Below are 22,442 nucleotides of genomic sequence, written 5' to 3' on the forward strand. Positions count from 1 at the left end.
GATCAATCAGCGGAGCCTGTCGGGACGCGGAGGAATGTCCGGAATGAAGGAATAGATAGGGGGCTCAGTTGAAGCCATCGGGGCAATCGACTCGACTTGCTGGCGCATGTCGGCCAGGTTGGCAACAAACGGCGCGTGGGAATGGTGGCAGAAGTCGCACTGCGTGCAGCAGGCACTGTCCGTACCCTGCGCATCGGCCGCGGCGGCAACATGTTCGTCGAGCTGCGACACCTTGATTTTCAGGCAGCAGCTATCCGTTGCCGCCAGGGTCGCCTGGAGCGGCAGCACTAACAACAGCAGGATAACGAGGACGCGCCGGATATTCATGAAGCCGAATTATAGCAATTATCGATAGCGGTGCAGCAGCCGGTCGACGGTGCCATCGGAAACCAGGCTGCCGATGGCACGCTGGACCTCGCGGAAAGGGATCGCGGATTTCTGCGAAAACGCGCACTGCGCCTTGAACGGGTCGAACTCAAAATCGATGCGCAGCTTGTGCTGCGGCTCGGAGTGCATCAGGTATTCGGCCGTCATGCGTCCCATGATTGCGTATTGCATGCGCCCATGCTGGATTTTCGAGATATTCAGTTCCATCGAAGGCGCATCTTCGCGCACAAAAGCACGGCCCAGCGCCGCATCGATCATCGAGTACGAATATCCAAGCACCGTGCCCACCGGTTTGTTCGCCAGGTCGGACAGGGCCCGGACCGGAGGAGCTTCGGGTCGTGAAACCAGCACGCCCGAATCGGGCATCAAGGGCTGGCTCCAGTTGAATGGGCCGGGCAGCCAGCGCGGCAGCACATAGCAAACGCCATCGGCACGGCCGCTCACCAGGTATTCGGAGACGCGCTTGGCCGGAACGCTGAGATAGCGGGCCTGCAGCCCCATTCGCTGCGCAATGCTGTCGCCCAGGTCCTTGAGCAGGCCATCGGCCAGGTCCCCGTCCTGGAAACGGGACAGGGGCATATTGTGATTGGTCGCCGCGATGAAGACCATCTCACCCTGGCCGGCAACTGCTGCAGGGCTCAAGGCAAGCAGCAGACACAGTGGCGCAAGACGAGAACGTAACATATTGGCATGATATCAGACGAGCTTGACCCAAGTCATGGATCGTGTGCGGCAACCGGGCGCAAACTTGTGCCAACATCAACACAGGAGGACATCATGTCTTATCGCACCATCGTAGTCCATGCCGACCGCGCGGCCAATGCCGAAGCCCGCATCGCGTTGGCAGCGGCCATCGCCGCCCGCGAAGAAGCCCACCTGGTCGGCGCCGCGATGACCGGTATGCCGCGCTCCATGCTGGCCGGCCGCAGCTATGAAGGCAGCGGCGTGTTCCTGGCCGACTACCTGCAGCGCGCCGAAGAACGTGTGCAAGTTGCGCTGGATCAGTTCAAAGGCCTGGCGGAGCGCCTTGGCGTCCCCTCTTACGAAGCGCGCAGCAGCAATGACGATGAATATGCGGGCCTGTGCATGCAAGCGCGCTACGCAGACCTGGTCGTACTGGGACAGGCTGCCGCCTCGGACAGCGATGAAGGCAGCCTGCTGCCCGACTTGCCGGACTACGTGCTATTGAATTGCGGCCGCCCGGTGCTGCTGGTGCCACGCGCCGGCCGCTTCCCGACCATCGGCAAGCGTGTGATGGTGGCCTGGAACGGCAGCATGGAAGCGGCGAAGGCAGTAACCGCCGCCCTGCCCTTGCTGCGCGGCGCCGAACAGGTAACGCTGGCGGTGCTGGGAAGCAGCGCGGACACCCTGGGCGAGTCGCCCGGCGCCGATATCGCCCTGTACCTGGCGCGGCACGGCGTGAAGGTGGAGGTCCTGCGCAGGCCGGAACCGGTCGATCCCGGCAAGGCTATCCTGTCGCTGGCGGCCGACTTCAATGTCGACCTGCTGGTCATGGGCGCCTACGGCCATAGCCGCTTTCGCGAAATGATGCTGGGCGGCGCCACGCGCAGCATACTGGCAACGGCAACGCTGCCAGTATTGATGGCGCACTAATCAGGCGGTCAGCACGCCGCGGCGCATCTGGTCCAGTTCAATCGACTCGAACAGGGCCTTGAAGTTGCCTTCGCCGAAGCCCTGGTTGCCCTTGCGCTGGATGAACTCGAAGAACACCGGGCCCAGCTGGTTTTCGGAGAAGATCTGCAACAACAGGTCGCCCGGCTTGCCGTCGATCAGGATCTTGCGCTCGCGCAGGGCCTGCAACTGCTCGCCATGGCCGGGAATGCGGCGGTCGACCAGCTCGTAGTAGGTGTCGATGGTGTCGAGCAGCTTCACGCCGGCGCCGCGCAGGCTGTCCACGGTCGCGTACAGGTTGTCGCTGCCCATGGCGATGTGCTGGATGCCTTCGCCGCGATACGCATCGAGGTACTCCTGGATCTGGCCGGCGCGGTCGGTGCCTTCTTCGTTGATCGGAATGCGCAGCTTGCCGCAAGGGCTGGTCATGGCCTTCGACTTGACGCCGGTCACCTGGCCTTCGATGTCGAAATAGCGCACTTCGCGGAAGTTGAACAGGCGCTCGTAGAATTCGGCCCACTCGCCCATGCGGCCGCGGTGCACGTTGTGGGTCAGGTGGTCGATATAGGTCAGGCCATGGCCTTTCGGGTTCTGGTCGACGCCTGGAATCGGCTCGAAGTCCACATCGTAGATGCTGATATTGCCGTTGCCCGGCCAGCGGTCCACCAGGTAGATCAGCGAATCGCCGATGCCTTTGATGGCCGGCAGGTTCAGCTCCATCGGGCCCGCCTTGCTTTCGAAGCCCCAGGCGCCAAGGCGCAGCGCGCGCTTGTACGCATAAGCCGCGTCCTTCACGCGGAAGCCGATGGCGCACACCGAAGGGCCGTGCAGTTCGGCGAAGCGCTGCGCGAACGAATCTTTTTCCGCGTTCAGCAGGAAATTGACATCGCCCTGGCGGTACAGGGTCACATCCTTGCTGCGATGGCGGGCGACGGCGGTAAAGCCCATCGCTTCGAAGGTCTTGCCCATTGCGACTGGGTCCGGCGCCGCGTATTCGATGAATTCGAAGCCGTCGGTGCCCATCGGGTTCTCCCACAGGGAATCGGTCATTTACTGTCTCCGGAAATGTGTGTAGATAACGGATATACTACGCACTGATTCTGGATTTTTTGCGCATCCTGCACGGAAAGCGCACTCAATTATGCGCATTTTGCGCATGACACAAGGACCTGATGATGATTACCGTCGACCGCCACGACCTCTCGCTGCTGAACGAGCTTCAGCGCAATGGAGAAGCGACCAACGCCGCCCTGGCTGAAGTGCTGCATTTGTCAGTCTCGCAGGTGGGGCGGCGCGTGCAGCGCCTGCGCGAAGCCGGCATCATCGACCACTACGCGGCCGTGCTGGAGCCGTCCACCGTAGGGCTGGACGTGATGGCCTTCGTCCATATCACGCTCGACCGCCATGGCGAAAAGCGCGGCGACGCCTTCGAAAAGGCGATCCGCGACGTGCCGGAAGTGATGGAGTGCTTTTCCGTGACCGGAGAAGCGGACTATGTGGCGCGCGTGGTGTCGCACGACCTGGCCTCGTTCGCCGACCTGATGATGAAGGAGATCCTGCTGCTGCCCGGCGTGGTGAACGTCAAGTCGAATATCGCACTGAAGAAGGTCAAGCAATCCACCGTGCTGCCGCTTGAGCACATCGTGCGGCCGAACCCGCGCAAACAGCGCATCGAGTTCGCCCGCACATAGGATTTACTTTACTTCGAGCGCGGTCACGGTCATCGCGCCGTTCGCGTTTTCCACGGTGAAACGTACCTTATCACCCGCTTTCACCTGGTCCAGCATGGCCGCATCCTTGGCGCGGAACACCATCGTCATCGCGCCCATGCCCAGGTTTTTCAGTTCGCCATGCTTGATGGTCAGCTTGCCGGAAGCCTTGTCGACTTTCTTGATTTCGCCATCGGCCGAATCGGCAACCACCGCTGGCTGTGCATGGTCAGTGACAGTATGCTGCGCCAGCGCGGACGTAGCGGCCGCGCATGCCACCGCCAGGATCACTGCTTGCAGGGTGCTGGTAAATACTTTCATTTGCTCTCTCCTTTAATTTGATGCGCCGAGCGATTCCGTCAATCGATCAGCGCCTTCACTATGATTTTGCCGTCCGGCGCTGTCGCCTCTTGCCGTACCAGCAGCTGGGTCGCCTTCGCCAGCCAGAATTTTGCGACGCTGCCGGGGCGGTTGTAGTCGGTGGTCAGCAGCCAGCAATCGACAGCGCCTTGCGGGCCCTGGATGGTTTCGCTGCCCACCACTTTCCAGGTGTAGCGCGCCGGGGCCGCGCCGCCAGGATGATAGAACATGATGCTGGCTTCATAGCCGGCAGCGAGGGGCAAGGCTTGCAGGAATTCGATGTCGGTTTCGAAATTGAAGGTCGGCTCAAGGGAGGCGAAGTCATAATCCTCCACCGTGCGCTTGCCTTCCTTCTCGCGGATGCGCTGGTGGGTGCGCGGCTTGAACGTATCCTTGTCGAAGCGGGAGTCGAGCATCACCACGCTGCTGTTAATGCCATCCCACCGCTGGCGAATCTGCATTCCCGCAGGCAGCAGCCGGACTTCACGCGTCCAGATGTCGACCGGCGTGTTGACTTCGCCATTGCGCACATAGCGCAGCCAGTGATGCGTGCCCTCCTTCACCATGTCCATGCGCGGCAACGGCACGCCGACCTTGATCTCGGCAGCGCCGACGGAAGCGCTGCAAAGTGCGAGGATAAGCAGCCAGCATTGATGCATAACCCAGTCTCCTTAAAAGTAGTGCAATTATGCCAGCACTGCCACTTATTTGCGCAGCTGGATTTTCCGCATTTAAATCAGGATCTTACCGCTCGGCTCCCTTCCTTGTTAACAGACTTTTCCACAGAAAGCGTTAACAAGTGGGGCACTTATGTTAGCTTGACGAACCCGCAATAAGAGACAAGCTGATTCCATGACTTCAAAGAGTTCGGTTGTTTGCCTTGCGCTGCTGCTGGCGCTTTCCGCTGCACAGGCCGCGCCCCGATATGCCAGCGGCCAGCACCTGCAAGTGCGCTGGGAGCAGCAGGATGGCGGCAGGGGCGGCCAGCTTGAAGTCACGAACCGGGACCGCCATTCCTTGCCCGCGCGCGGCTGGTCGATCTATTTCAACTGCACCGAATGCGCCGTAGCGGGGCCGCTGGCGGGCAAGCTGACGCTCGATGACCTGGGTGGCACGCTATACCGCCTTCGACCCGCGCCGGGCTTCGGCGGCCTGGCGCCGGGACAGGCGTTGAACGCGGCCTACCGCTCTCCCACTGCGGACGCCAAGGTCTACCGCGCCCCTTCCGGCCTTTACCTCGTGTATGAGGCGGCACCGGACACCGCGCAAGCGATAACGGACTACCGGTTGCTGCCGCTGCCGCGCCCCGACCAGCTTGAAAAGGGCCAGGCAGTAACGGCCCAGGACCTGTATCAACGCAACGCCAGTACCATCGCGCTTCCCGCCGAGGCCTTGCCGCCCATATTCCCGACGCCGCTGCAATTGCAAAAAGGGACTGGCGCACTGCACCTTGAATCCGCGCCGGTGGTCGTTGCCGGCGACGGTTTGAAGAATGAGGCCGTCATTGCCGACAGCCTGCTCAAGCAATACTGGCCTGCAAGCGCAACCGCGCCATCCGCAGCAACGCTGCGGCTCTGCGTGGCTGCCGTCGCCGGGCAAGCTTCGCCGGAGGCGTATATGCTGGCCGTCGATGCCGGCGGCATCGCCATCACCGGCAACAGCGCCGCCGGCGTCGCGCGCGGGCTGCAATCGCTGCGCGACCTGCTGCCGCTGCCGGCTGCGGGCGGCAGGAAAGTGGTGGACCTGCCCATGCTGACGGTCACCGACGCGCCGCGCTTCGCCTATCGCGGCCTGATGCTGGACGTCAGCCGCAACTTCCAGCCCAAGCAAACCATCTTCCGCCTGCTCGAGCTGATGGCGCGCTTCAAGCTGAACACCTTCCATTTCCACCTGACCGACGACGAAGGCTGGCGCCTTGAAATCCCCGGCCTGCCGGAATTGACCAGCATCGGCGCGGTGCGCGGGCACAGCTCCAGGCCTGGAGTACGGCTGCAACCGGAATACGGCTCCGGCCCCGATGCCGCAGACCCGCACGGCAGCGGCTACTATTCCCGCGCCGACTACCTGGAGATCCTGCGCTACGCGGCAGCGCGCCACATCGAAGTGATCCCGGAAATCGAAATGCCCGGCCACGCCCGCGCCGCGGTAAAGGCGATGGAGGCGCGCTACCGGCACATGCAGGCCGCCGGCCAGGCAGGTGCCGGCAAATACCTGCTGAACGACCTCTACGACCGCTCGCAATACAAATCCGCACAGAACTACAGGGACAACGTGATGAACCCGGGCCTCGAGTCCAGCTTCACCTTTATCGAACACGTGGTGAAACAGGTCGCCGCCCTGCATCGCGAAGCCGGAACCCCGCTGCGCTCCCTCCATGTCGGCGGCGACGAAGTACCCGCCGGCGCCTGGGAAAAGTCCCCGGCAAGCCGCGCCCTGATGGCCAGCAAAAGCCTGCAAACCAAGGCTGAACTGTGGGACTACTTCTACGACCGCGTCGACGACATCCTGCGCCAGAACGGCCTTGCCACCGCCGGCTGGGAGGAACTCGGGACGCACAAGCACACACCCAATCCGCATTTCGCCCAACGCGGTTTCACGCTCTACGTCTGGAATAACGTCGGCGATTCGGCAGACCTGGGCTACCGCCTGGCCAATGCCGGCTACGACGTCGTGCTGGCCCCGGCCACCAGGCAATACCTGGACATGAGCCACAACAGGAATCCCGACGAGCCGGGGGTCAACTGGGCAGCCTATATTGAACTTGATGATGTCTACAACTTCGTCCCGCTTGACAAGAGCCTGACCGACGCCGGCCAGCGCCGCATCCGTGGCCTGGAAGCCGCGTTATGGACCGAAACCATCCGCGACCCTGCACTGATCGACTACCTGCTCATGCCGCGCCTGCTGGCCGTGGCCGAACGTGCCTGGGCGGCCCCGGCGCACAGCGACGCCTGGCCGGCCTTCGCCAACGTCCTGGGACAGCGCGTGCTGCCGCGCCTCGACCTGGAGTCCGCGCCTTTCGGCCCGGTCTACTATCGCATCGCGCCACCCGGCCTGGTGCTGGAAGGCGGCAAGGTCTACGCCAACCATGCCCTGCCCGGCCTGGCCTTGCGCTACACCAGCGACGGCAGCAAACCAACTGCCAGCAGCGCGCTGCTGCAAGGCCCGATTGCCGACCGCGGCCTGGTCCAGGTGGCAGCCTTCGACCGCAATGGCAGGCGCGGAGGAATCTCGCGCATCGACAACCGCTAAAGAAACACAACGATCTTCCGAAATGGCGTATCCTCGCCGTCGCATGATTGCTTTTAATGCAACATTCAGAAACTATTCATTTCGGGAGACTACATGAAGAAGATATTGGGCGGCTTCGCCCTGGTAATTTGCGCAGCGCATATTCCTGCCAGCGCCAACACGATTTACCTGACGCGCCACGCCGAGAAATCCGCCACCGGCACCGATCCTGTGCTGACTGCCGAAGGACAGGTACGCGCCACCAACATCGCCGCGACACTCAAGGATGCGCAGGTCAAGCACGTCTATTCGACTGCCTACCAGCGCACGCAGCAAACGGCACAGCCCCTGACCACCTACCTGAACCTGCCGGTCACCAGCTACGATGCCGGCCAGCTCGCGACGTTCGCGCAGCAGTTGCGCGGCCTGCCCGACAATGCCCTGGTGGTCGGCCATTCCGACACCACGCCGGACTTGATCCGGCAACTGGGCGGCGATCCGGGCAGCGCCATTGCCGAAACGGAGTTCGACCGCCTGTACCAGGTAACGATTGCGGCCGACGGCTCCGTTACCACCAACCTGCTGCATTCGCTTCCAAGCAGCTTGAACCTGCCATGCGCCAGCGTGTCCCTGAACCAGTCCAGCCTGACCGCCACTGCGGGCAACTGGCTGTACTTCACCATCAACGTGCCTGAGTGCGCAAATACCCTGAACGTGAACATGAGCGGCGGCAGCGGCGATGGCGACCTGTATGTCCGCTTTGGAGCGCAGCCGACTGCCAATGATTATGCCTGCCGTCCCTACAAGAGCGGCAACACGGAATCCTGCGCGCTAAGCAACCCGCAGGCGGGGACCTGGCACATCGGCATCCGCTCCTACTCGACCTTCAGCGGCGTCTCGCTGAACGCCAGCGCGGCGCAATAGACGCGCGCTCACGCGCGCTGCAAGGCCTGCCCGCTGATTTCGGACAGGCATTTGCGCAGCACATTCAAGTCCACCGGCTTGACCAGGTAATGCTGCATGCCGGCCTCGGACGCGCGGTGGCGCGCCTCCTCATGCCCCCAGCCGGTCATGGCGATGAAAACAATATCCTCGGCCCCTTCGAGTTCATGGATGCGGCGCGCCGCGTCGTAGCCCTGCATATCGGGCAGGCCGATATCCATCAGAACGGCGTGCGGATGGAAACGCTGGGCCAGCGCGATCGCGCCCTGGCCATCGTGGGCCTTGGCGACCGTATGGCCTTCCATTTCCAGCATGACCCGCAACATGTCCGCGCCGTCTTCATTGTCGTCGACGACCATGATGCGCAGCGTATCATCGGCACGGCCTTTGAAAGCGCCGGAAGCGGGCCGCTCCTTGCTGCGCCGCTCCGGTACCACAATCGGCATGCGCAGGACGAATTCGCAGCCTTCGCCGCTGCCCTCGCTGGTAACAGAGACACTCCCGCCGTGCATGCGCGTGAATCTCTGGGTCAGGCTAAGCCCTATCCCCAGTCCGCCGAGGCTGTGCGCGCGCCCGGCTTGTCCCTGCACGAACAGGTCGAAGATGCGGGAGCGCGCCTCCGCCTCAAGCCCGGCGCCATGGTCGCGCACCACGAACACGATATCCTCGCCTTCCGCCTCCGCATACAGGTGAATGGTCGACCCCGGCGGCGAGAATTTGACCGCGTTGCCCAGCACATTGGCCAGGCTCTGGACCAGGCGCGCACGATCGCCAAACAGCAGCACGCTCCCCGGTGGTTGGCGCAGGTCCAGCGTATGGCCGCCTGCATCGATCTGCTGGCGGCAGATTTCCACGGCGTGCTGCAGCACTGTCGCAGCGCCGATCCGTTCGCATTTCAGGGCCACCTTGTCGTTGGTGATGCGCGCCACGTCCAGCAGGTCGTCCACCAGGCGGGTCAGGTGACGCACCTGGCGCTCCACCACCTGGCTGATGCTGCGCACCTTGGGGTCGGTATCCGGTATGGTGTTCAGCACGTCCATCGCGGTGCGGATCGGCGCCAGCGGGTTGCGCAACTCATGGCCGAGGATGGCCAGGAATTCATCCTTGCGGCGGTCGACTTCGCGCATTTCGTATTGGCGCCGGCGCGCACGCCCCGCCGACAGGGCTGCGCTGACCAGGGTTGCCCTGCGCACCGGGCGCTCAAGCAGTGTCGCGTTGCCGACCCGTTCAAAAATCCGTTGGATAGCGGGCGAGTCCAAGCCCTCCTTGCTCAGCACCAGTACTGGTAAATCCGACCAGGCCGGCTGGCCGGCAAGATAAGCGGTGAGCTCGCACAGGAAGTCGTCGTTGAAGGCTTCTTCGATCACGAACAGCGCAGCCGCGCCCTGCTGCAGCTCATTGACGACGGAGCCCAGTTCAGGGCAGATCTGGCAACCAAGGCGCGCCTGTCCCAACACCTCTTCAATCAGACGTGCGTCCTTGCCGACAGGGGCAAAGATGACGATGCGCTGCTCCAGCTCATTCATGCTCTGCTTCATCCTTGTCTTGCGACACATTCACCGGCACCCCGGTCAGGATGCCGCGGAAGTCCTTCAGCACCGGCCCCACTTCGATGCCTTGGTCGCTAATTGAGAAAGCGCGCAAAGTGGTTTCGTGCTTGCTGCCCCGTTTCTTAAAGACCGATAAGGCCTTGTGCACCGAACCGCCTGATTCGTAGTAGCGCAGCAGCAGCACGTTATCGGCCAGGTAGCTCACGTCGACCTTGCTCCCCATCGTCCCGATCATGCTCTGCTGCACACCGACCAGCAGGGTCACGACGCCGCGCTGCCCCAGGTAGGTCAGTACTTCACGCAAATGCGTGGTCAGGAAACGTGCTTCCGGCATCGCATTCATATAGCCGTTCAGGCTGTCGATCACGATTACCTTTGCACCTTCGTCGGCAGCAGTGCAGACCGCATGTGTAAACTGGCCGGGCGACAGTTCGGCCGGGTCGACCTGGTTCACCTGAAGCAGGCCTGAAGCCAGCGGCGTGCGCAAATCCATGCCAATGCCATCCGCGCGGTTGAGCAAGGTATTGTAGGATTCTTCAAACACGAACATTGCGGCCTTCTGCCCGCGGTCCGTGACGGCTTTGACGAATTGGGCAGCAAGGCTGGACTTGCCGGTTCCCGGCGGCCCTGAGACCAGGGTACTGGAGCCCTCTTCAATCCCGCCGCCCAGCAAGGTATCGAGCAATGGCAGCCCGCTTGCCACCTGCCCCCTGCTTGCAATCTCGCGCGATTCGGAGGCCACGATGCGCGGATAGGCAACGACACCGCCGGAAATGATCACGTAGTCATGCGGCCCCCGCCGGTAGTCGATGCCGCGGTATTTCAAGACGCGCACGACGCGCCGTTCGGCGCCATAGCCCGACTCGAGCTGCTGCAGCGAGATCACGCCATGCGCGATGCTGCGCACCTGCTGGTCGCCGCCTAAAGCCGTTTTATCGTCCAGGAACAGCGCGGTGCAGGCACGCTTGGCGAAGTACTGCTTCAGCGCCAGCACATGGCGCCGATAGCGCAGGGGGCTGCCCGCCAGGAGCTGCAGTTCCGACAGTGAATCGAGCACCATGCGGGTAGGATTGAGCCGATTGATCTGCGCCAGGATCAGCCGGTTGGTTTCGCCCAGCTCGACTTCGGAGGGGTGAAACACCGTGTACTGCTCATCCGGGTCAAGTACGCCTTCGGCCGGGATGATCTCGTGCACGGTGATGCCGTCCAACGTGAAGCCATGCGACTGCGCGACCGCGCGCAGCTCCACTTCGTTTTCCGCCAGGGTGATGTAGAGCACCGGCTCGCCATGCCTGGCGCCTTCCATCAGGAACTGCAAGGCCATGGTGGTCTTGCCCGTCCCTGGCTCGCCTTCCACCAGGTAAAGCCGGTGCTTGGTCAGGCCCCCGGCCAGGATCGTGTCGAGGCCGGCAATGCCGGTCGAGATAAAGGCGTCAGTCTGCTTGTTCTGCGGCTGGAGCATGGCGGTCCTGCACGAAGATTGTCGATAAGACACTTTAGCACTTGTTGCCAATCGGCTTGTTTCGATTGCCCTTTATTTGCGCAGCGGAATTTTTTCTAATTGAATCAACTATTTAGCCTGCCGTGCCGCGCCTTGTTAACAGGGTTTTCCACAGAAAGCGTTAACAACTTCTCCTCGCCCAACAGCCACTACCAGGGACTGCCCCCGGCTGCTGACGCATGCGGAATCACGCCACCCGCTCGCGACACCGTCAAACTCAATTATTGAACAAAAATCAAAAGTGTTTAGCAAATCCTGGGCTTAATCTGCAAATATTGCCCCGGTACACTGCGATCCATTGAAAAACTCTGCGAGTCTATTCCGATGCGATCCTCTACCGCCCTGTTAGCCCTTGCCACTGGCGCTTTTGCCATCGGCACCACCGAATTCACTCCCATGGGCCTGCTGCCCGTGATTGCCGACGGCGTCCAGGTCAGCATCCCCACTGCGGGCATGCTGGTCTCCGCCTATGCCGTTGGCGTCATGGCCGGCGCCCCGGTGATGACCTTGCTGTTCAGCCGTTTCGGCAAGCGCGCCGCCCTGATGGCGCTGATGCTGATCTTCACGGCCGGCAACTTGCTGTCGGCCTTCGCGCCAAGCTATACCACCCTGCTGCTGTCGCGCCTGATCACCAGCCTGAACCACGGGGCCTTCTTCGGCATCGGCGCCGTGGTGGCAGCCAGCGTCGTACCTAAAGAAAAGCAGGCCAGCGCCATCGCGGCCATGTTCATGGGCCTGACCGTCGCCAATATCGGCGGCGTGCCTGCCGCCACCTGGATTGGCCAGCAAGTCGGCTGGCGCGTAGCCTTCGCCGGTACCGCCGTGCTTGGCCTGGTCACGATCGCCGCTCTCTGGCTGGCCTTGCCCAAGGGCGAGCCTGGCACCCCGCCCAAGCTGCGGCGCGAACTGAAAGTACTGACGCGTCCCGAAGTGCTGCTCGCCATGGGCACCACCGTGATGGGTTCCGGCGCCATGTTTGCGCTCTACACCTACGTGGCGCCAATCCTGGCCGAAATCACCCATGCCACCCCGGGCTTCGTGGCGTTTGCCCTGGTACTGATCGGCGTCGGCTTCACGCTCGGCAACAGCCTGGGCGGCCGCCTGGCCGACTGGTCGCTGGACGGCGCCACCAAGCTGATTCTGGCTGCCCTCGCCGTGACCATGGCTGTGCTGCCGCTGGTGATGACGACCGAGCTTGGCGCTGCGATTGGCCTGGTGGTGTGGGGCGCTGCGGCCTTCGGCATCGTGCCGCCGGTGCAGATGCGTGTGATGCAGGCTGCAGCACAGGCTCCCGGCCTGGCCTCGTCGGTGAACGTCGGCGCCTTCAACCTGGGCAACGCGCTGGGGGCGGCCCTGGGTGGCGTGGTGATCGGCCAGGGCCTGGGCTATGCCGCGGTGCCCCTGGTTGGCGCTGCACTGGCGGCCGGCGGCCTGGCGCTGGTCTGGCTTGGCAATGCGGGCCGCCGCAATGCATCGGCTTCCGCCGCTTCCTCGTTCTGAGCCGGGAGTCTTCATGAGCGCTTCCTTGGCTCGCCTGACTGCCGGCGGCTTCAGCATCGGCATCGAGGCTCCGCTGGATAACGACTGGACGCATGCCGGCGAGCAGGCCAGGCAACAGGACGGCCGCCTGCCCGGCGAACCGGACCTGCAGCGCCATGCCGGACTGGCGCAACTGGCGGACCGCCTGGGTTTCCGCGCCCTGTGGGTGCGCGACGTGCCCATGTACGACCCGTCCTTTGGCGATGCGGCCCAGGTGTTCGAGGTATTTTCCTATCTTGGCTACCTGGCAGGCATCACCAAAGACATCCTGCTTGGCACGGCTGCCGTGGTGCTGCCGATCCGCGAGCCCCTGCTGACGCTGAAGTCGGCGGCTACGCTGCAGCGCCTGAGCGGCAACCGCCTGGTGCTGGGCGTGGCCAGCGGCGACCGGCCGGTGGAGTACCCGCTGTTCGGCCGCGACTTCGCCGAACGCGGAAGCAACTTCCGCGAGCAGGTCGCGCTGCTGCGCGACGGCGCGCAATCCGGCCTGCCACCGGGCCTGGATGTTTTACCGCGCATGGCAGCGCCGTTGCCGCTGATGGCGGCCGGGCTGGCCCAGCAAAGCCCGGCCTGGATCGGCGCCCGCATGGACGGCAGCCTGGCCTATCCCGGCACGCCCGAGGACCATGCGCGCCGGGTAGCCGCCTGGCGCGCCGTGGCAGGCGACAAGCCGTACGCCACCTTCATTCATCTGGACTTGAGCGAAGGCGCCGATGAACCAATGCAGCGCTGGCGCTTCGGCTTCCGCGGCGGCCGCGACGCCCTGGTCGAGGAACTGGCTGCGCTACGCGCGGCCGGGGTCGACCACGTAGGCCTGCATTTCCGGCGCAACCGCCGTGCGCTGGATGAAACTTTCCACGAGATCGCCGCAGACGTGCTGCCGCTGTTCCACGCTTGAACAGTTACTTGGAAGCTGGGCACTTCTTGCGAGGCGCCCAGTCCCACTGGCCGTTGTTCTTGACCAGTTTCATTTTCCATTTGCGGTTCTCGTCGGAGGCGCAGGTTGCGCTTGCAACCAGTTCTCCATTCGGCATCCAGGCTGGCATGCCCAGGTCAACGTACCTGTAACTTTGATCGGGGGCCGAAATAAAGTTGTACCCGGTCCAGGATACCTGGCCGTTCACCGCATAGATCGTCCACACATCGCCATCCAGGCCGTCCCCGTGTTCGCTGGCGAGATAAGCGCGGCGATCTTCCGAGAACAAGACGCTTTCGCCGCCTTTCATGACGGTTCCGGTCTGTTCGTCAATCAGCTTGCCGGTGAACTCGCCGCCATCCTCGACTTTGATCAGGATGAAGCCTTCTTTACGGTCGCAAAAGTAATGGTGGACGCCGTCCAACGGCTCGTCATAGGGAGGCTTGTCCTTGAATGTCTGGACGCCGGCCTTGGTGGTGACCTTCAACAGGTGCGCACCTTTTCGAGCCACGACGCCCGAAGCGAGCCGGTTGATGCGCACCTGCTCCTTTTCCGTCCCGGATGAAGGACAATTCAGCTCAAGGGGCGCAGCCTGGAGTATCGCGCTGCAAAGCGCCAGCGAGGCGAGGAGGATTGAATGCGACAGTCTTTTCATTCTATTTGATTACATCGTCGTTCCGGAGCTGCGCATTCACCTGCACCAGGCGTTGCACGAACCGGGTTGGATTGTTGACGGGATGGTACAGGTTAGGCGCTTTGATCATTGCCACCAGGCCCACGAACTCCGGTTCAGTGAGCAAGTCCAGCGCTTTGCCGTAGTAACTGATTGCAGCGTCCTCGAATCCGTGAACCTGTTTTCCCTCCTGGGTTCCCAGATAGACCAGGGCCGCATAAGCAGCCAGCTGCCGCTGCTTGTCCAGCTTGTGGTCCAGCACCAGGGCCATCACGTCGCGCCCGATGTCGATCTTCTTGCAGCAGTCGAAGACGCCACGGTAAAAGCGCTGGAATGCGCCCGTGGCGCCATCCAACCGCGTGTCGCCAAGGTACACGCTGCGCGCCAGCGAAGAAGTAATGGTCGCCAGCCCCTGCCCGCTCCACGCACTGAGGCCCCGATGGTTGAAGAAACCCGGGTCTTCAATCTTCAGCAGGATCTCCACCTGGCGCGGCGATAGCGGCATTAGCCCGGCTTGCGGCAAGCCCCGGGCGGCAGAAGGGAAAGCCACCCAGGCCCACGCCGCGGCAATGGCAAGGTAGCTGGCAACGGCTAGCAGGAATGCCAGCAAAGCTCTACGCGCAAATTTCAATGACGGTTCCCGTTCAACTTTCGAAGGCCGCAGACTTTAGCCGAACTGAAGTCCCAAAAGTCTATCGAATAGTCACGAGTCCGGACTTTCACATCAAATGTCGTATCATGCTGGCATGTTCGAATTCCCGCCAAACGTGTGCATCGCTACGACCTGATTAGCTGTCATGACTGCGGCGTGCTGCATAGCCGCCGCCCGGTGCGTCCGCGCGAGAAGGCACGCTGCGTGCGCTGCCGTTCGGTGATGTATCGAGGCATCCATTCCGACGCGAGCCGTATGGCGGCGATCACCCTGGCCGCGCTGATCGTGTTCGTCATCGCCCAGTGTTTTCCGATCGTTGAACTGGACGTGAACGGCAACGCCTCGCGCGCCACCCTGCTCGGTTCCATCATCGTGCTGTGGCAGGGACATATGCCGCTGGTGGCGGCGGCGGTCTTCATGTTTACCGTCCTGCTGCCGGCGGTCGAACTGCTGTCGCTGCTGCACGTCACCCTGGCGCTGGCGGGCGGGCACAAACCGAAGTCGTTCAACCTCCTGCTGTATGCGATTCACCTGGCGCGGCGCTGGGGAATGACCGAGGTGCTGATGATCGGCATCCTCATCACCATCGTCAAGATGACCAGCCTGGCCACGGTAGTGCTGGAACCTGGCTTGTTTGCGTTCGCCGCGCTGACACTGATGCTGGCCATTGTGGTCTCGTTCGACCCCAAAATGCTGTGGAACCTGGGCGACGCCCTGACGCCCCAGCCTGACGTGCCGCCGCCCGTTCCGCAAGCAGCGTTGTCATGCCACGTCTGCGGCCTGGTGTCGGCTGACAACGGCGCGCGGCGCCAGGACTGCCCGCGCTGCCATGCGCGCCTGCATCACCGCCACCCCGATAGCCTGGGGCGCACCTGGGCCCTGCTGGTTGCCGCGGCCATCCTGTACATTCCCGCCAACCTGCTGCCGGTGATGTACACCCATTCCCTGTTCGGCCTGGAGGATGACACCATCATCAGCGGCGTGCTGTATTTCTGGGACAGCGGTTCGCCCGCATTGGCCGCGATCATCTTCATCGCCAGTATCGTGGTGCCGCTGCTGAAGCTGGCCGCCCTGTCGCTGCTGGCATGGACGGCGCAGCGCCGCTCGCGCTGGCGCCCCTTGCAGCGCACCGTACTGTACCGGATGGTGGAATTCGTCGGCCGCTGGTCGATGCTGGACATCTTCGTCATTACGCTGACGGTGGCCCTGGTACGCTTCCAGACCCTTGCCACCATCACCGCCGGGCCCGGGGCCCTGGCGTTTTGCGCCGTCGTGGTATTGACCATGCTGGCGTCGATGCAGTTCGACCCGCGCCTGATCTGGGATCCTGTCCCGCCAAATGGAGAAAAACATGCCTGAACACGACGGCACCCCGGCCAACACTGCCGGTGCGCCCCTGCCCCAGCCCCAGGTCGAGAAGGCCAGCCACTGGCTGCCTTCGCTGGTGTGGCTGGTGCCGCTGCTTGCGGCGCTGATCGGCATCGGCCTGGTAGCCAAATCCTATTTCGACGAAGGCCCAACCGTGGTGGTCAGCTTCCGCAGCGGCGAGGGACTTGAGGCCGGCAAGACCAAGGTGAAATACAAGGACGTGGACGTCGGCCAGGTGCGCGCGATTTCCCTGTCGCCGGACCTGAGCAAGGTACTGGTGACCATCGACATGAACAAGGATGCGCGCCGTTTCACTGCCGCCGATACCCGGTTCTGGGTGGTGAAGCCGCGCATTGGCGTGAGCGGCGTATCGGGTCTTGGCACCCTGCTGTCGGGCGCCTATATCGGCGTCGATGCGGGTAAATCAAAGGAAAGCAGCCACGATTTCACCGGACTGGAAAAAGTGCCGCAAGTGGCGGGCGACCAGAAAGGCACCTACTACACCCTGCACGGCGAATCGCTTGGCTCGATCGATGCAGGTTCGCCGGTCTTTTACCGTCGCATCCCCGCCGGCCAGGTCATCAGCTATGACCTGGAAAATAACGGCCAGGGGGTGGCGGTCAAGGTCTTCGTCAACGCGCCCTACGACCAGTACGTCGGCAAGAACACGCGCTGGTGGCACGCCAGCGGCGTGGACCTGCAGCTGGACTCCGGCGGGTTCAAGCTGAATACGCAATCAGTGGCGGCGCTGCTGGTGGGCGGCATCGGCTTTGAGTCGGTTACCGGCCGCAAGCCCGACACCGTCGCTGCCGCCGGCACCGAATTCCCGCTGGCAGCCGACCAGGCCCGCGCCATGCGCGAACCGGACGGTGCGCCGATTACCACGGTGTTCTACTTCAACCAGTCGCTGCGCGGCCTATCTCCCGGCGCACCGGTCGACTTCCGCGGCATTGTGCTGGGCGAAGTGCGCTCGGTCGGCGTCGAGTTCGATCCTGTCAAGAAGGACTTCCGCATGCCGGTGACGGTGGACATGTACCCCGGCCGTCTCGGCCGCCGGTTCCAGGAGACCGTCACCGACGACAAGGACCGTAACGCCGGCCCGCTGGTGCTCGATCGCATGGTCAGCCACGGCCTGCGCGGCCAGCTCCGTACCGGCAACCTGCTGACCGGCCAACTGTACATCGCGCTGGACTTCTTCCCCAACGCGGCGCAAGTCAAGCTGGATATGAATGCCTACCCGCTCGAAGTGCCGACCGTGCCCAATGCGCTGGACGAGCTGCAGGCGCAGATCGCCAGCATCGCCCGCAAGCTCGATAAGGTACCGTTCGAGCAGATCGGCAACAATTTGCGCGACTCGCTGAAGAGCGCCGACAACCTGTTCAAAAAAGTCGACTCGCAGCTCGTGCCGGAACTGCAGTCCACGCTGGGCGAAGCGCGCCACACCTTCGGCGCGGCGCAGCAGGTGCTGCAGCAGGACTCGCCGATGCAGTCCGACCTGCGCACGGCCTTGCAGCAACTGACGCAAACGCTGCAGTCGCTCAACGAACTGTCCGATTACCTCCAGCGCCATCCGGAAGCGCTGATCCGCGCCAAACCCCAGCCCGCGAAGGAGAACAAATGATGCGCCGGCATGCCCTGTCAGGTGGTGTAGTGCTTGCATTGTCGCTGGCCGGCTGCGCCAGTCCGCCGCCGGAACGCTTCTATAGTCTCAGCAACGGCATGGAAGCCGCCGCCGGCGTACCGAATCCCGGCTACTACATCGAGGTGCAGAACGTGACGGTGCCGCAGCAGGTGGCGCGCAGCCAGCTGGTGGTGACCTCGGGCGAAGGACGCATCGACCTGCTGGAGCAGGAACGCTGGTCCTCGCCGCCGGCGTCGGAGATCGGGCAGGCGCTGTCGCTGGCCGTGTCCGGCGAACTAGGCGCCATCGACGTGTTCCGCACCCAGCCGCCGGAAAAGGCCACGCTCTACCGCATCAGCACCAATGTGCAGCGCTTCGAATCGGCGCCCGGCAAATATGCGCTGCTCGACGCCGTCTGGAGCGTGCGGCTGGCGGGCAGCGCACAGGTCCTGACCTGCCGCAGCACCGCCCGTGAAGAAGTGGCCGCCGGCTACGACGCCCTGGTGATGGGCCACCGCCGCGCCGTGGCCAGGGTTGCGGCGGACATCGCCAAGGCCGTGCGCAGCCATGCAGCGGGCAAGGCGGCCTGCCCTTCCTAGCTGCCGGACTTCTCGATCAGGATCTTCGCCGCCTCCTGGCGCAGGGCGCTGTCCTTGCCCTGGCCGTCGCCGCCGATCTCGCGCATCGTGGCCGACATATGGGCGCCGGCGGCCATGGTGCCGACGGTGCGCACCGCGGCGCCCACCAGGGGTGCACCGGGAAACGGCAGCATGCTGATCGCGGTAGCGCCCAGGTGCACGGCGGCGGTACCTGCCGCCGTTGCCTGGGCCTCGAATTTCAACCTGTCCTGCATCGCATCCGTCACCTGGCCGATGCCCTCCTTGCTGGTGGTCGCCGCGGCATAGGCGGTATCGCCAACTTTCTTCGCGGTCTCGACCATTTTGGCGGGATCGAAATTGTCCACCGCGTCCTTCACTGCGGCCTTGCCGAGCCGCGCGGCGTCGCCGCCGGTCAGCGGCGCGTGGCCGCTGACCACCTTGGCCGCCCCGAACGTCGCTTTGGCGTCGTCCTGCACGCGGTCGGCAAGCTGCTTGAGTTCCTCGGCCGTAATGACGGGATTCTGCGCCACCGTCCTGGCATCCTCTCCCAACTGCTGCATCTTGCCGAACTGCCCGCTGATGCCGCTGGCGAACGGCGAGCCGTTAACGGGTCCACGAATGGCGTCGCCAAGCCGGCCCAGGCGCTCATTACCGGTGCCCGACTGCTGGACCGGATGCGGCGGCCTTGGCGGCAAAGCCTGCGGCTGGGGCTGCGGCTGTTGCTGCGCCTCGTTGCGATGGGCCATCCGATCCAGTACGGCGCCCGCGGCGGCAGTGCCCACGGCGGTTGCAAGTCTACTTAGCATGATGCGTCCTTTCGTTTGATGGCGTGGCATTCCCCATCTGTAGCACGGCCCGGCGGAAAGTTCCCGGCCGTCTGCGGTGGAACCGGCGCCGCGCATTCCCTACTCATCTCCAGCATCGCGTCCCCCAACCCATCACTGGAGAGTGAACATGAGCATCGACGTCTACCGCAACCTGATCAACCAGATCTGCGAACACGCGCAGATTCCGGACCCGCGCGCCCTGTACGACAAAGCCGAACTCGATATCGGCGGCACCCAATTCCTGCTGCGCCACGGCGGCGAACAGGCGCCGCATATCGTCAACATCTACTGCGGCCTGGGCCCGCTGCCGGCGGAGCCGCGCGAACTCGTGCTGCAACGGCTGCTGGAAACCAACCTGCTGATGGCCGGCTCGGGCCATAACGCCACATTCGGCTACAACACCGAAATCAAGCAGGTCGTCCTGTACTGCATGCTGCCGCTGGAGCAGTCCAGCGGCATGCTCACACTGGCCATGCTGCGCCACTTCGCAGCCGTGGCCGAACAATGGCGCACCAGCTACTTCCTCGACGAAAAGGAAACCTCGAACGACAAGGGCGGCAAGGCCGCCCAAGGCGCGCGCTCGCGCCTGGACGCGCAATTGCGCCAATCCGGCAGCGGAGCGGAAGGCAGCCCGGCGTAAGACGCGTCGCGCTTTTTTCTTTCACCGTCCTTATACACTCGTCCCGAAGGAGTTCCCATGTTTGGAAATTTCCCCGGCATCGCTTCGCTCAACAACACGATCGCGATGCACCAATGGCTGCAAAACCAGAACCAGGCAAACCCCGGCCAGGCTGCCCTCCGCGCCAGGCACGCGCCGGCCAGCCAGAGCCTGCAACCCTCGTCCAGCGCGCAGCCGGGCAGCCCGGCGCATGCCGGCGCAACGGCACATGCCCAGCTGCCGCCGCACATCCAGCAGATTGCCGACGCCCTTGAAGCGCGCGACGCCGAACTGGCGGCCGTAAAAGGCCCCTTGCTGGAAGACCTTGAGCGTCATGGGCCGCTCAACCTCGACATCCTGGCCCGCCAGTTTGCCCTGGAAGGCCAGGCCCTGCGCGGCGGCCTTGGCAAGGAAGCCCTGGACAGCCTTGCTTCCGGCGCGGTGCTGCAGCGCGCCGTATCGGGCCAGGTAGCAATCGGTATGCGCGGTGCCGTCAGCGAGGAAACCCTCGATGCCATCATCAACCCGGAAGGCCATCCCGAATTGGCGCCGCCCTTGCCGCCCGAGGCGCTGGCGACGATCGCGCCCGGACTGGGCGCCCCCGGTTCCGTCGCTCTCGAAGCGAACCGCGCCACGGCCCTCGATTCGGCCTACAGGAACGTCATCGCCAGGCTGGAAGCGGACGACCCGCGCGACCAGGCCATGATCGACAACGTCAAATTGAGCCAGGCAGCTTTCAAGGTCCGCATCGCCGACCGCGAAAACCAGCTGGAACTGAATGCACTCGCCTGCCAGATCGACGTCGAGAAAGCGTCGAACAAGATTCCGGTGCCAGGCGTCCGGGGCGAAACAAAGCGCGACGCCGATACGGCAATTGCCAAACCCAGGCTGGAAGCGGCCAAGGCGGAACTGAAGGCATTCCACCAGGCCAGCAACTTCATCCTGCATGCCGAGCACCTGGACAGCCTGAAAAGCCGGGCCATCAACATCAAGGAACAGGGCGTCAAGCAGAACCTGCCCAAGATCGCCAAGGTAGCCATCGGCCAAGGCCTGCCGCAGGCGGTTTCCTCCGCCGCGCATTGGGGCTATGCCCGCAACGCGGCGCTCCTGGCATCGACCGCTGTCCTGAACGGACATGTGAATCGTCCCGCCGAACTGGTGGCCGGTGTTGTCGCGCAGGCCGTCGCGCTGGGAACGGCGCACAAGCTGGTCGGCGACATTGCACGCGATGGACTGCACAGCCTCACCGAGGTCGGGGGTTGGGTACGCCCCATCGAGACAGTGCAGGCCGAAACCTACTTCCCCGACGCGCCGCGCATCGAGTTCAACACCCAGGGCAGCCTGCACGTGCATTCCGACCACGAGCATGCTGCGCTGAACGACGCCAGCATCAAGGATAGAAAGGAATTCCAGGACCACACGCTCAAGGGCGGCTTCGGCACCCTCAAAGGCGACTTCGCCGGCTTCGCCTCGTTCGCTTCAGCCAACGCGATCCGCGATGCCTTGAGCAATGCGACGGAACTGGCCAGTTCGATCCATGCCAGGGCTTCAGCATCCTTTGCAGGCGGCGGCGCCATGGCGACCGCCCAGAACCTGATGGCCCTGTCGGACCATCACGACGGCCTGCCCACGCGCGTGTTTTCCAAGCATACCAATCCGCGTTCGGCCTTGCAGCGCATGTGGAATTCGTCGCAAAAGCTTGACCTGACACAATCGGCCAACCGGGTGGATCTGTATAGCAGGATATGGGGCGCCGGCGTCGGCATGACCATGGCCACCGCCGTTCACACCTACGTCAGCGAAGCATTGGACCGCGTCCGCGATCCGAACGGCGGCAACGCGGCGAACCGGCTTTGCCATGCCGTACTGGAAGGCTTCAAGTCCTACCTGACCCTGATGCCGTTCTTCGCCGGCATCGTTGCCGACGCGGAGGGCAAGAAACTCAATCCAGCCGGCACCTCGGCCTTGACCAACCGCGTGTTATCCGGCCCGCTGAACGCCGCCTCGCCGGTCTACCTCAAGGACGGAGCCACGGCGACGCATACGGCGCCAGCGGGCAGCTTCAAGCGCATTCCGCAGGGCGCACACAACGTATTGCGCGGCATTTCATCGTTCCCGGCCCAGACCGGCGCGGTCCTGACCGAGAAAACAGGCCAGGGGGCGATGAAGGTAGTGAAAGGCACGGTCAAGCTTCCGGCCAAGGCAATCGAGGCAGCGCGTCACAAGCAGCCGCCTCCTCCCGACGAAGAGCAAGGGCGCAAAACGCAGCAGCCATAA

Annotated in this window: 21 protein-coding genes; 11 read left to right on the forward strand and 10 right to left on the reverse strand. The window is 63.6% G+C overall.

The genetic code is table 11. The features are described 5' to 3' along the window. Positions 1-6 precede the first annotated feature (6 nt). Complete coding sequence (locus ASE26_RS11090) at positions 7-327, reverse strand: hypothetical protein (protein ID WP_055927699.1); 321 nt, start codon at positions 325-327, stop codon at positions 7-9. Positions 328-345: 18 nt separating this feature from the next. Beyond that, positions 346-1,029, reverse strand: a complete 684-nt coding sequence (locus ASE26_RS11095; protein WP_162246544.1) for an ABC transporter substrate-binding protein — start codon at positions 1,027-1,029, stop codon at positions 346-348. Positions 1,030-1,164: 135 nt separating this feature from the next. Here ASE26_RS11095 and ASE26_RS11100 point away from each other — a divergent pair, with 135 nt between their 5' ends. Further along, entirely contained in the window at positions 1,165-2,001 is an 837-nt protein-coding gene (locus tag ASE26_RS11100) for a universal stress protein (RefSeq protein WP_057246242.1), read from the forward strand. Here the strand turns inward: ASE26_RS11100 and hppD are convergent, their stop codons facing one another. Then, positions 2,002-3,069, reverse strand: coding sequence for a 4-hydroxyphenylpyruvate dioxygenase (gene hppD / locus ASE26_RS11105; RefSeq protein ID WP_055927691.1), 1,068 nt, complete (start codon positions 3,067-3,069; stop codon positions 2,002-2,004). Between the two features lie 122 nt (positions 3,070-3,191). On the opposite strand from hppD, the gene ASE26_RS11110 reads away from it, so the two are divergent. After that, positions 3,192-3,710, forward strand: a complete 519-nt coding sequence (locus ASE26_RS11110) for an Lrp/AsnC family transcriptional regulator (RefSeq protein WP_055927689.1) — start codon at positions 3,192-3,194, stop codon at positions 3,708-3,710. A 3-nt stretch (positions 3,711-3,713) separates the two neighbouring features. On the opposite strand, the gene ASE26_RS11115 is transcribed toward ASE26_RS11110, so the two are convergent. Both ASE26_RS11115 and ASE26_RS11120 read right to left on the reverse strand, forming a co-directional pair. After that, entirely contained in the window at positions 3,714-4,049 is a 336-nt protein-coding gene (locus ASE26_RS11115) for a copper-binding protein (protein ID WP_055927687.1), read from the reverse strand. A gap of 38 nt (positions 4,050-4,087) precedes the next feature. Then, a complete protein-coding gene (locus ASE26_RS11120) occupies positions 4,088-4,747 on the reverse strand; it encodes a hypothetical protein (protein WP_057246244.1) in 660 nt (219 codons plus the stop codon). Positions 4,748-4,940: 193 nt separating this feature from the next. Between ASE26_RS11120 and ASE26_RS11125 the strand changes: the two genes are divergently transcribed. Both ASE26_RS11125 and ASE26_RS11130 read left to right on the forward strand, forming a co-directional pair. Next, positions 4,941-7,340: a family 20 glycosylhydrolase gene (locus ASE26_RS11125; RefSeq protein ID WP_057246246.1), complete on the forward strand. Its 2,400-nt coding sequence runs from the start codon at positions 4,941-4,943 to the stop codon at positions 7,338-7,340. A 93-nt stretch (positions 7,341-7,433) separates the two neighbouring features. Continuing rightward, on the forward strand, positions 7,434-8,243 hold the full coding sequence (locus ASE26_RS11130) for a pre-peptidase C-terminal domain-containing protein (protein ID WP_055927678.1): 810 nt from the start codon (positions 7,434-7,436) through the stop codon (positions 8,241-8,243). A gap of 8 nt (positions 8,244-8,251) precedes the next feature. Here the strand turns inward: ASE26_RS11130 and ASE26_RS11135 are convergent, their stop codons facing one another. Together ASE26_RS11135 and ASE26_RS11140 are read right to left on the reverse strand one after the other, a co-directional pair. Next, the gene (locus ASE26_RS11135; RefSeq protein WP_055927675.1) at positions 8,252-9,787 is read right to left on the reverse strand and encodes a response regulator; all 1,536 of its coding nucleotides are present in this window, start codon (positions 9,785-9,787) and stop codon (positions 8,252-8,254) included. Then, a complete protein-coding gene (locus tag ASE26_RS11140) occupies positions 9,780-11,273 on the reverse strand; it encodes an ATPase domain-containing protein (RefSeq protein WP_055927672.1) in 1,494 nt (497 codons plus the stop codon). The genes ASE26_RS11135 and ASE26_RS11140 overlap by 8 nt, the downstream gene beginning before the upstream one ends. A gap of 363 nt (positions 11,274-11,636) precedes the next feature. On the opposite strand from ASE26_RS11140, the gene ASE26_RS11145 reads away from it, so the two are divergent. Together ASE26_RS11145 and ASE26_RS11150 are read left to right on the forward strand one after the other, a co-directional pair. Further along, positions 11,637-12,812: an MFS transporter gene (locus ASE26_RS11145; protein WP_055927669.1), complete on the forward strand. Its 1,176-nt coding sequence runs from the start codon at positions 11,637-11,639 to the stop codon at positions 12,810-12,812. Positions 12,813-12,825: 13 nt separating this feature from the next. Further along, positions 12,826-13,749 carry a TIGR03571 family LLM class oxidoreductase gene (locus tag ASE26_RS11150; RefSeq protein ID WP_057246248.1) on the forward strand — a complete coding sequence of 308 codons (924 nt, stop codon included), beginning with the start codon at positions 12,826-12,828 and terminating at the stop codon, positions 13,747-13,749. A gap of 4 nt (positions 13,750-13,753) precedes the next feature. On the opposite strand, the gene ASE26_RS11155 is transcribed toward ASE26_RS11150, so the two are convergent. Together ASE26_RS11155 and ASE26_RS11160 are read right to left on the reverse strand one after the other, a co-directional pair. Next, a complete protein-coding gene (locus ASE26_RS11155) occupies positions 13,754-14,422 on the reverse strand; it encodes a hypothetical protein (protein ID WP_156397926.1) in 669 nt (222 codons plus the stop codon). Between the two features lies 1 nt (position 14,423). Further along, positions 14,424-15,071, reverse strand: a complete 648-nt coding sequence (locus tag ASE26_RS11160) for a transglycosylase domain-containing protein (RefSeq protein ID WP_156397925.1) — start codon at positions 15,069-15,071, stop codon at positions 14,424-14,426. A 177-nt stretch (positions 15,072-15,248) separates the two neighbouring features. Here ASE26_RS11160 and ASE26_RS11165 point away from each other — a divergent pair, with 177 nt between their 5' ends. The 3 genes from ASE26_RS11165 to ASE26_RS11175 are packed head-to-tail and all read left to right on the forward strand — an operon-like array spanning position 15,249 to position 18,680. Next, the gene (locus ASE26_RS11165; protein ID WP_229208138.1) at positions 15,249-16,451 is read left to right on the forward strand and encodes a paraquat-inducible protein A; all 1,203 of its coding nucleotides are present in this window, start codon (positions 15,249-15,251) and stop codon (positions 16,449-16,451) included. Further along, entirely contained in the window at positions 16,444-18,081 is a 1,638-nt protein-coding gene (locus tag ASE26_RS11170; RefSeq protein WP_057246250.1) for an intermembrane transport protein PqiB, read from the forward strand. The genes ASE26_RS11165 and ASE26_RS11170 overlap by 8 nt, the downstream gene beginning before the upstream one ends. After that, positions 18,078-18,680 (forward strand): membrane integrity-associated transporter subunit PqiC, encoded by a 603-nt coding sequence (locus ASE26_RS11175; RefSeq protein WP_229207092.1) that lies wholly within the window; start codon positions 18,078-18,080, stop codon positions 18,678-18,680. Before ASE26_RS11170 ends, ASE26_RS11175 begins: the two co-directional genes overlap by 4 nt. Here ASE26_RS11175 and ASE26_RS11180 read toward each other — a convergent pair. Further along, positions 18,677-19,486, reverse strand: a complete 810-nt coding sequence (locus tag ASE26_RS11180) for a hypothetical protein (RefSeq protein WP_156397924.1) — start codon at positions 19,484-19,486, stop codon at positions 18,677-18,679. The genes ASE26_RS11175 and ASE26_RS11180 overlap by 4 nt on opposite strands. A gap of 148 nt (positions 19,487-19,634) precedes the next feature. Here ASE26_RS11180 and ASE26_RS11185 point away from each other — a divergent pair, with 148 nt between their 5' ends. Together ASE26_RS11185 and ASE26_RS11190 are read left to right on the forward strand one after the other, a co-directional pair. Further along, entirely contained in the window at positions 19,635-20,147 is a 513-nt protein-coding gene (locus ASE26_RS11185; RefSeq protein WP_055927645.1) for a CesT family type III secretion system chaperone, read from the forward strand. 57 nt (positions 20,148-20,204) lie between these two features. Further along, on the forward strand, positions 20,205-22,442 hold the full coding sequence (locus tag ASE26_RS11190) for a hypothetical protein (RefSeq protein ID WP_055927642.1): 2,238 nt from the start codon (positions 20,205-20,207) through the stop codon (positions 22,440-22,442).

It is taken from the genome of Duganella sp. Root198D2, from assembly GCF_001428585.1.
Taxonomy (GTDB): Bacteria; Pseudomonadota; Gammaproteobacteria; order Burkholderiales; family Burkholderiaceae_D; genus Rugamonas.

Bases quoted from the DNA above. Each gene is read 5' to 3' on its own strand.
- ASE26_RS11140 (WP_055927672.1), bottom strand. From the start codon at position 11,273: ATGCTCCAGCCGCAGAACAAGCAGACTGACGCCTTTATCTCGACCGGC.
- ASE26_RS11175 (WP_229207092.1), top strand. From the start codon at position 18,078: ATGATGCGCCGGCATGCCCTGTCAGGTGGTGTAGTGCTTGCATTGTCG.
- ASE26_RS11125 (WP_057246246.1), top strand. From the start codon at position 4,941: ATGACTTCAAAGAGTTCGGTTGTTTGCCTTGCGCTGCTGCTGGCGCTT.
- ASE26_RS11090 (WP_055927699.1), bottom strand. From the start codon at position 327: ATGAATATCCGGCGCGTCCTCGTTATCCTGCTGTTGTTAGTGCTGCCG.
- ASE26_RS11135 (WP_055927675.1), bottom strand. From the start codon at position 9,787: ATGAATGAGCTGGAGCAGCGCATCGTCATCTTTGCCCCTGTCGGCAAG.
- ASE26_RS11120 (WP_057246244.1), bottom strand. From the start codon at position 4,747: ATGCATCAATGCTGGCTGCTTATCCTCGCACTTTGCAGCGCTTCCGTC.
- hppD (WP_055927691.1), bottom strand. From the start codon at position 3,069: ATGACCGATTCCCTGTGGGAGAACCCGATGGGCACCGACGGCTTCGAA.
- ASE26_RS11145 (WP_055927669.1), top strand. From the start codon at position 11,637: ATGCGATCCTCTACCGCCCTGTTAGCCCTTGCCACTGGCGCTTTTGCC.
- ASE26_RS11110 (WP_055927689.1), top strand. From the start codon at position 3,192: ATGATGATTACCGTCGACCGCCACGACCTCTCGCTGCTGAACGAGCTT.
- ASE26_RS11180 (WP_156397924.1), bottom strand. From the start codon at position 19,486: ATGCTAAGTAGACTTGCAACCGCCGTGGGCACTGCCGCCGCGGGCGCC.
- ASE26_RS11170 (WP_057246250.1), top strand. From the start codon at position 16,444: ATGCCTGAACACGACGGCACCCCGGCCAACACTGCCGGTGCGCCCCTG.
- ASE26_RS11150 (WP_057246248.1), top strand. From the start codon at position 12,826: ATGAGCGCTTCCTTGGCTCGCCTGACTGCCGGCGGCTTCAGCATCGGC.
- ASE26_RS11100 (WP_057246242.1), top strand. From the start codon at position 1,165: ATGTCTTATCGCACCATCGTAGTCCATGCCGACCGCGCGGCCAATGCC.
- ASE26_RS11130 (WP_055927678.1), top strand. From the start codon at position 7,434: ATGAAGAAGATATTGGGCGGCTTCGCCCTGGTAATTTGCGCAGCGCAT.
- ASE26_RS11115 (WP_055927687.1), bottom strand. From the start codon at position 4,049: ATGAAAGTATTTACCAGCACCCTGCAAGCAGTGATCCTGGCGGTGGCA.
- ASE26_RS11185 (WP_055927645.1), top strand. From the start codon at position 19,635: ATGAGCATCGACGTCTACCGCAACCTGATCAACCAGATCTGCGAACAC.
- ASE26_RS11190 (WP_055927642.1), top strand. From the start codon at position 20,205: ATGTTTGGAAATTTCCCCGGCATCGCTTCGCTCAACAACACGATCGCG.
- ASE26_RS11155 (WP_156397926.1), bottom strand. From the start codon at position 14,422: ATGAAAAGACTGTCGCATTCAATCCTCCTCGCCTCGCTGGCGCTTTGC.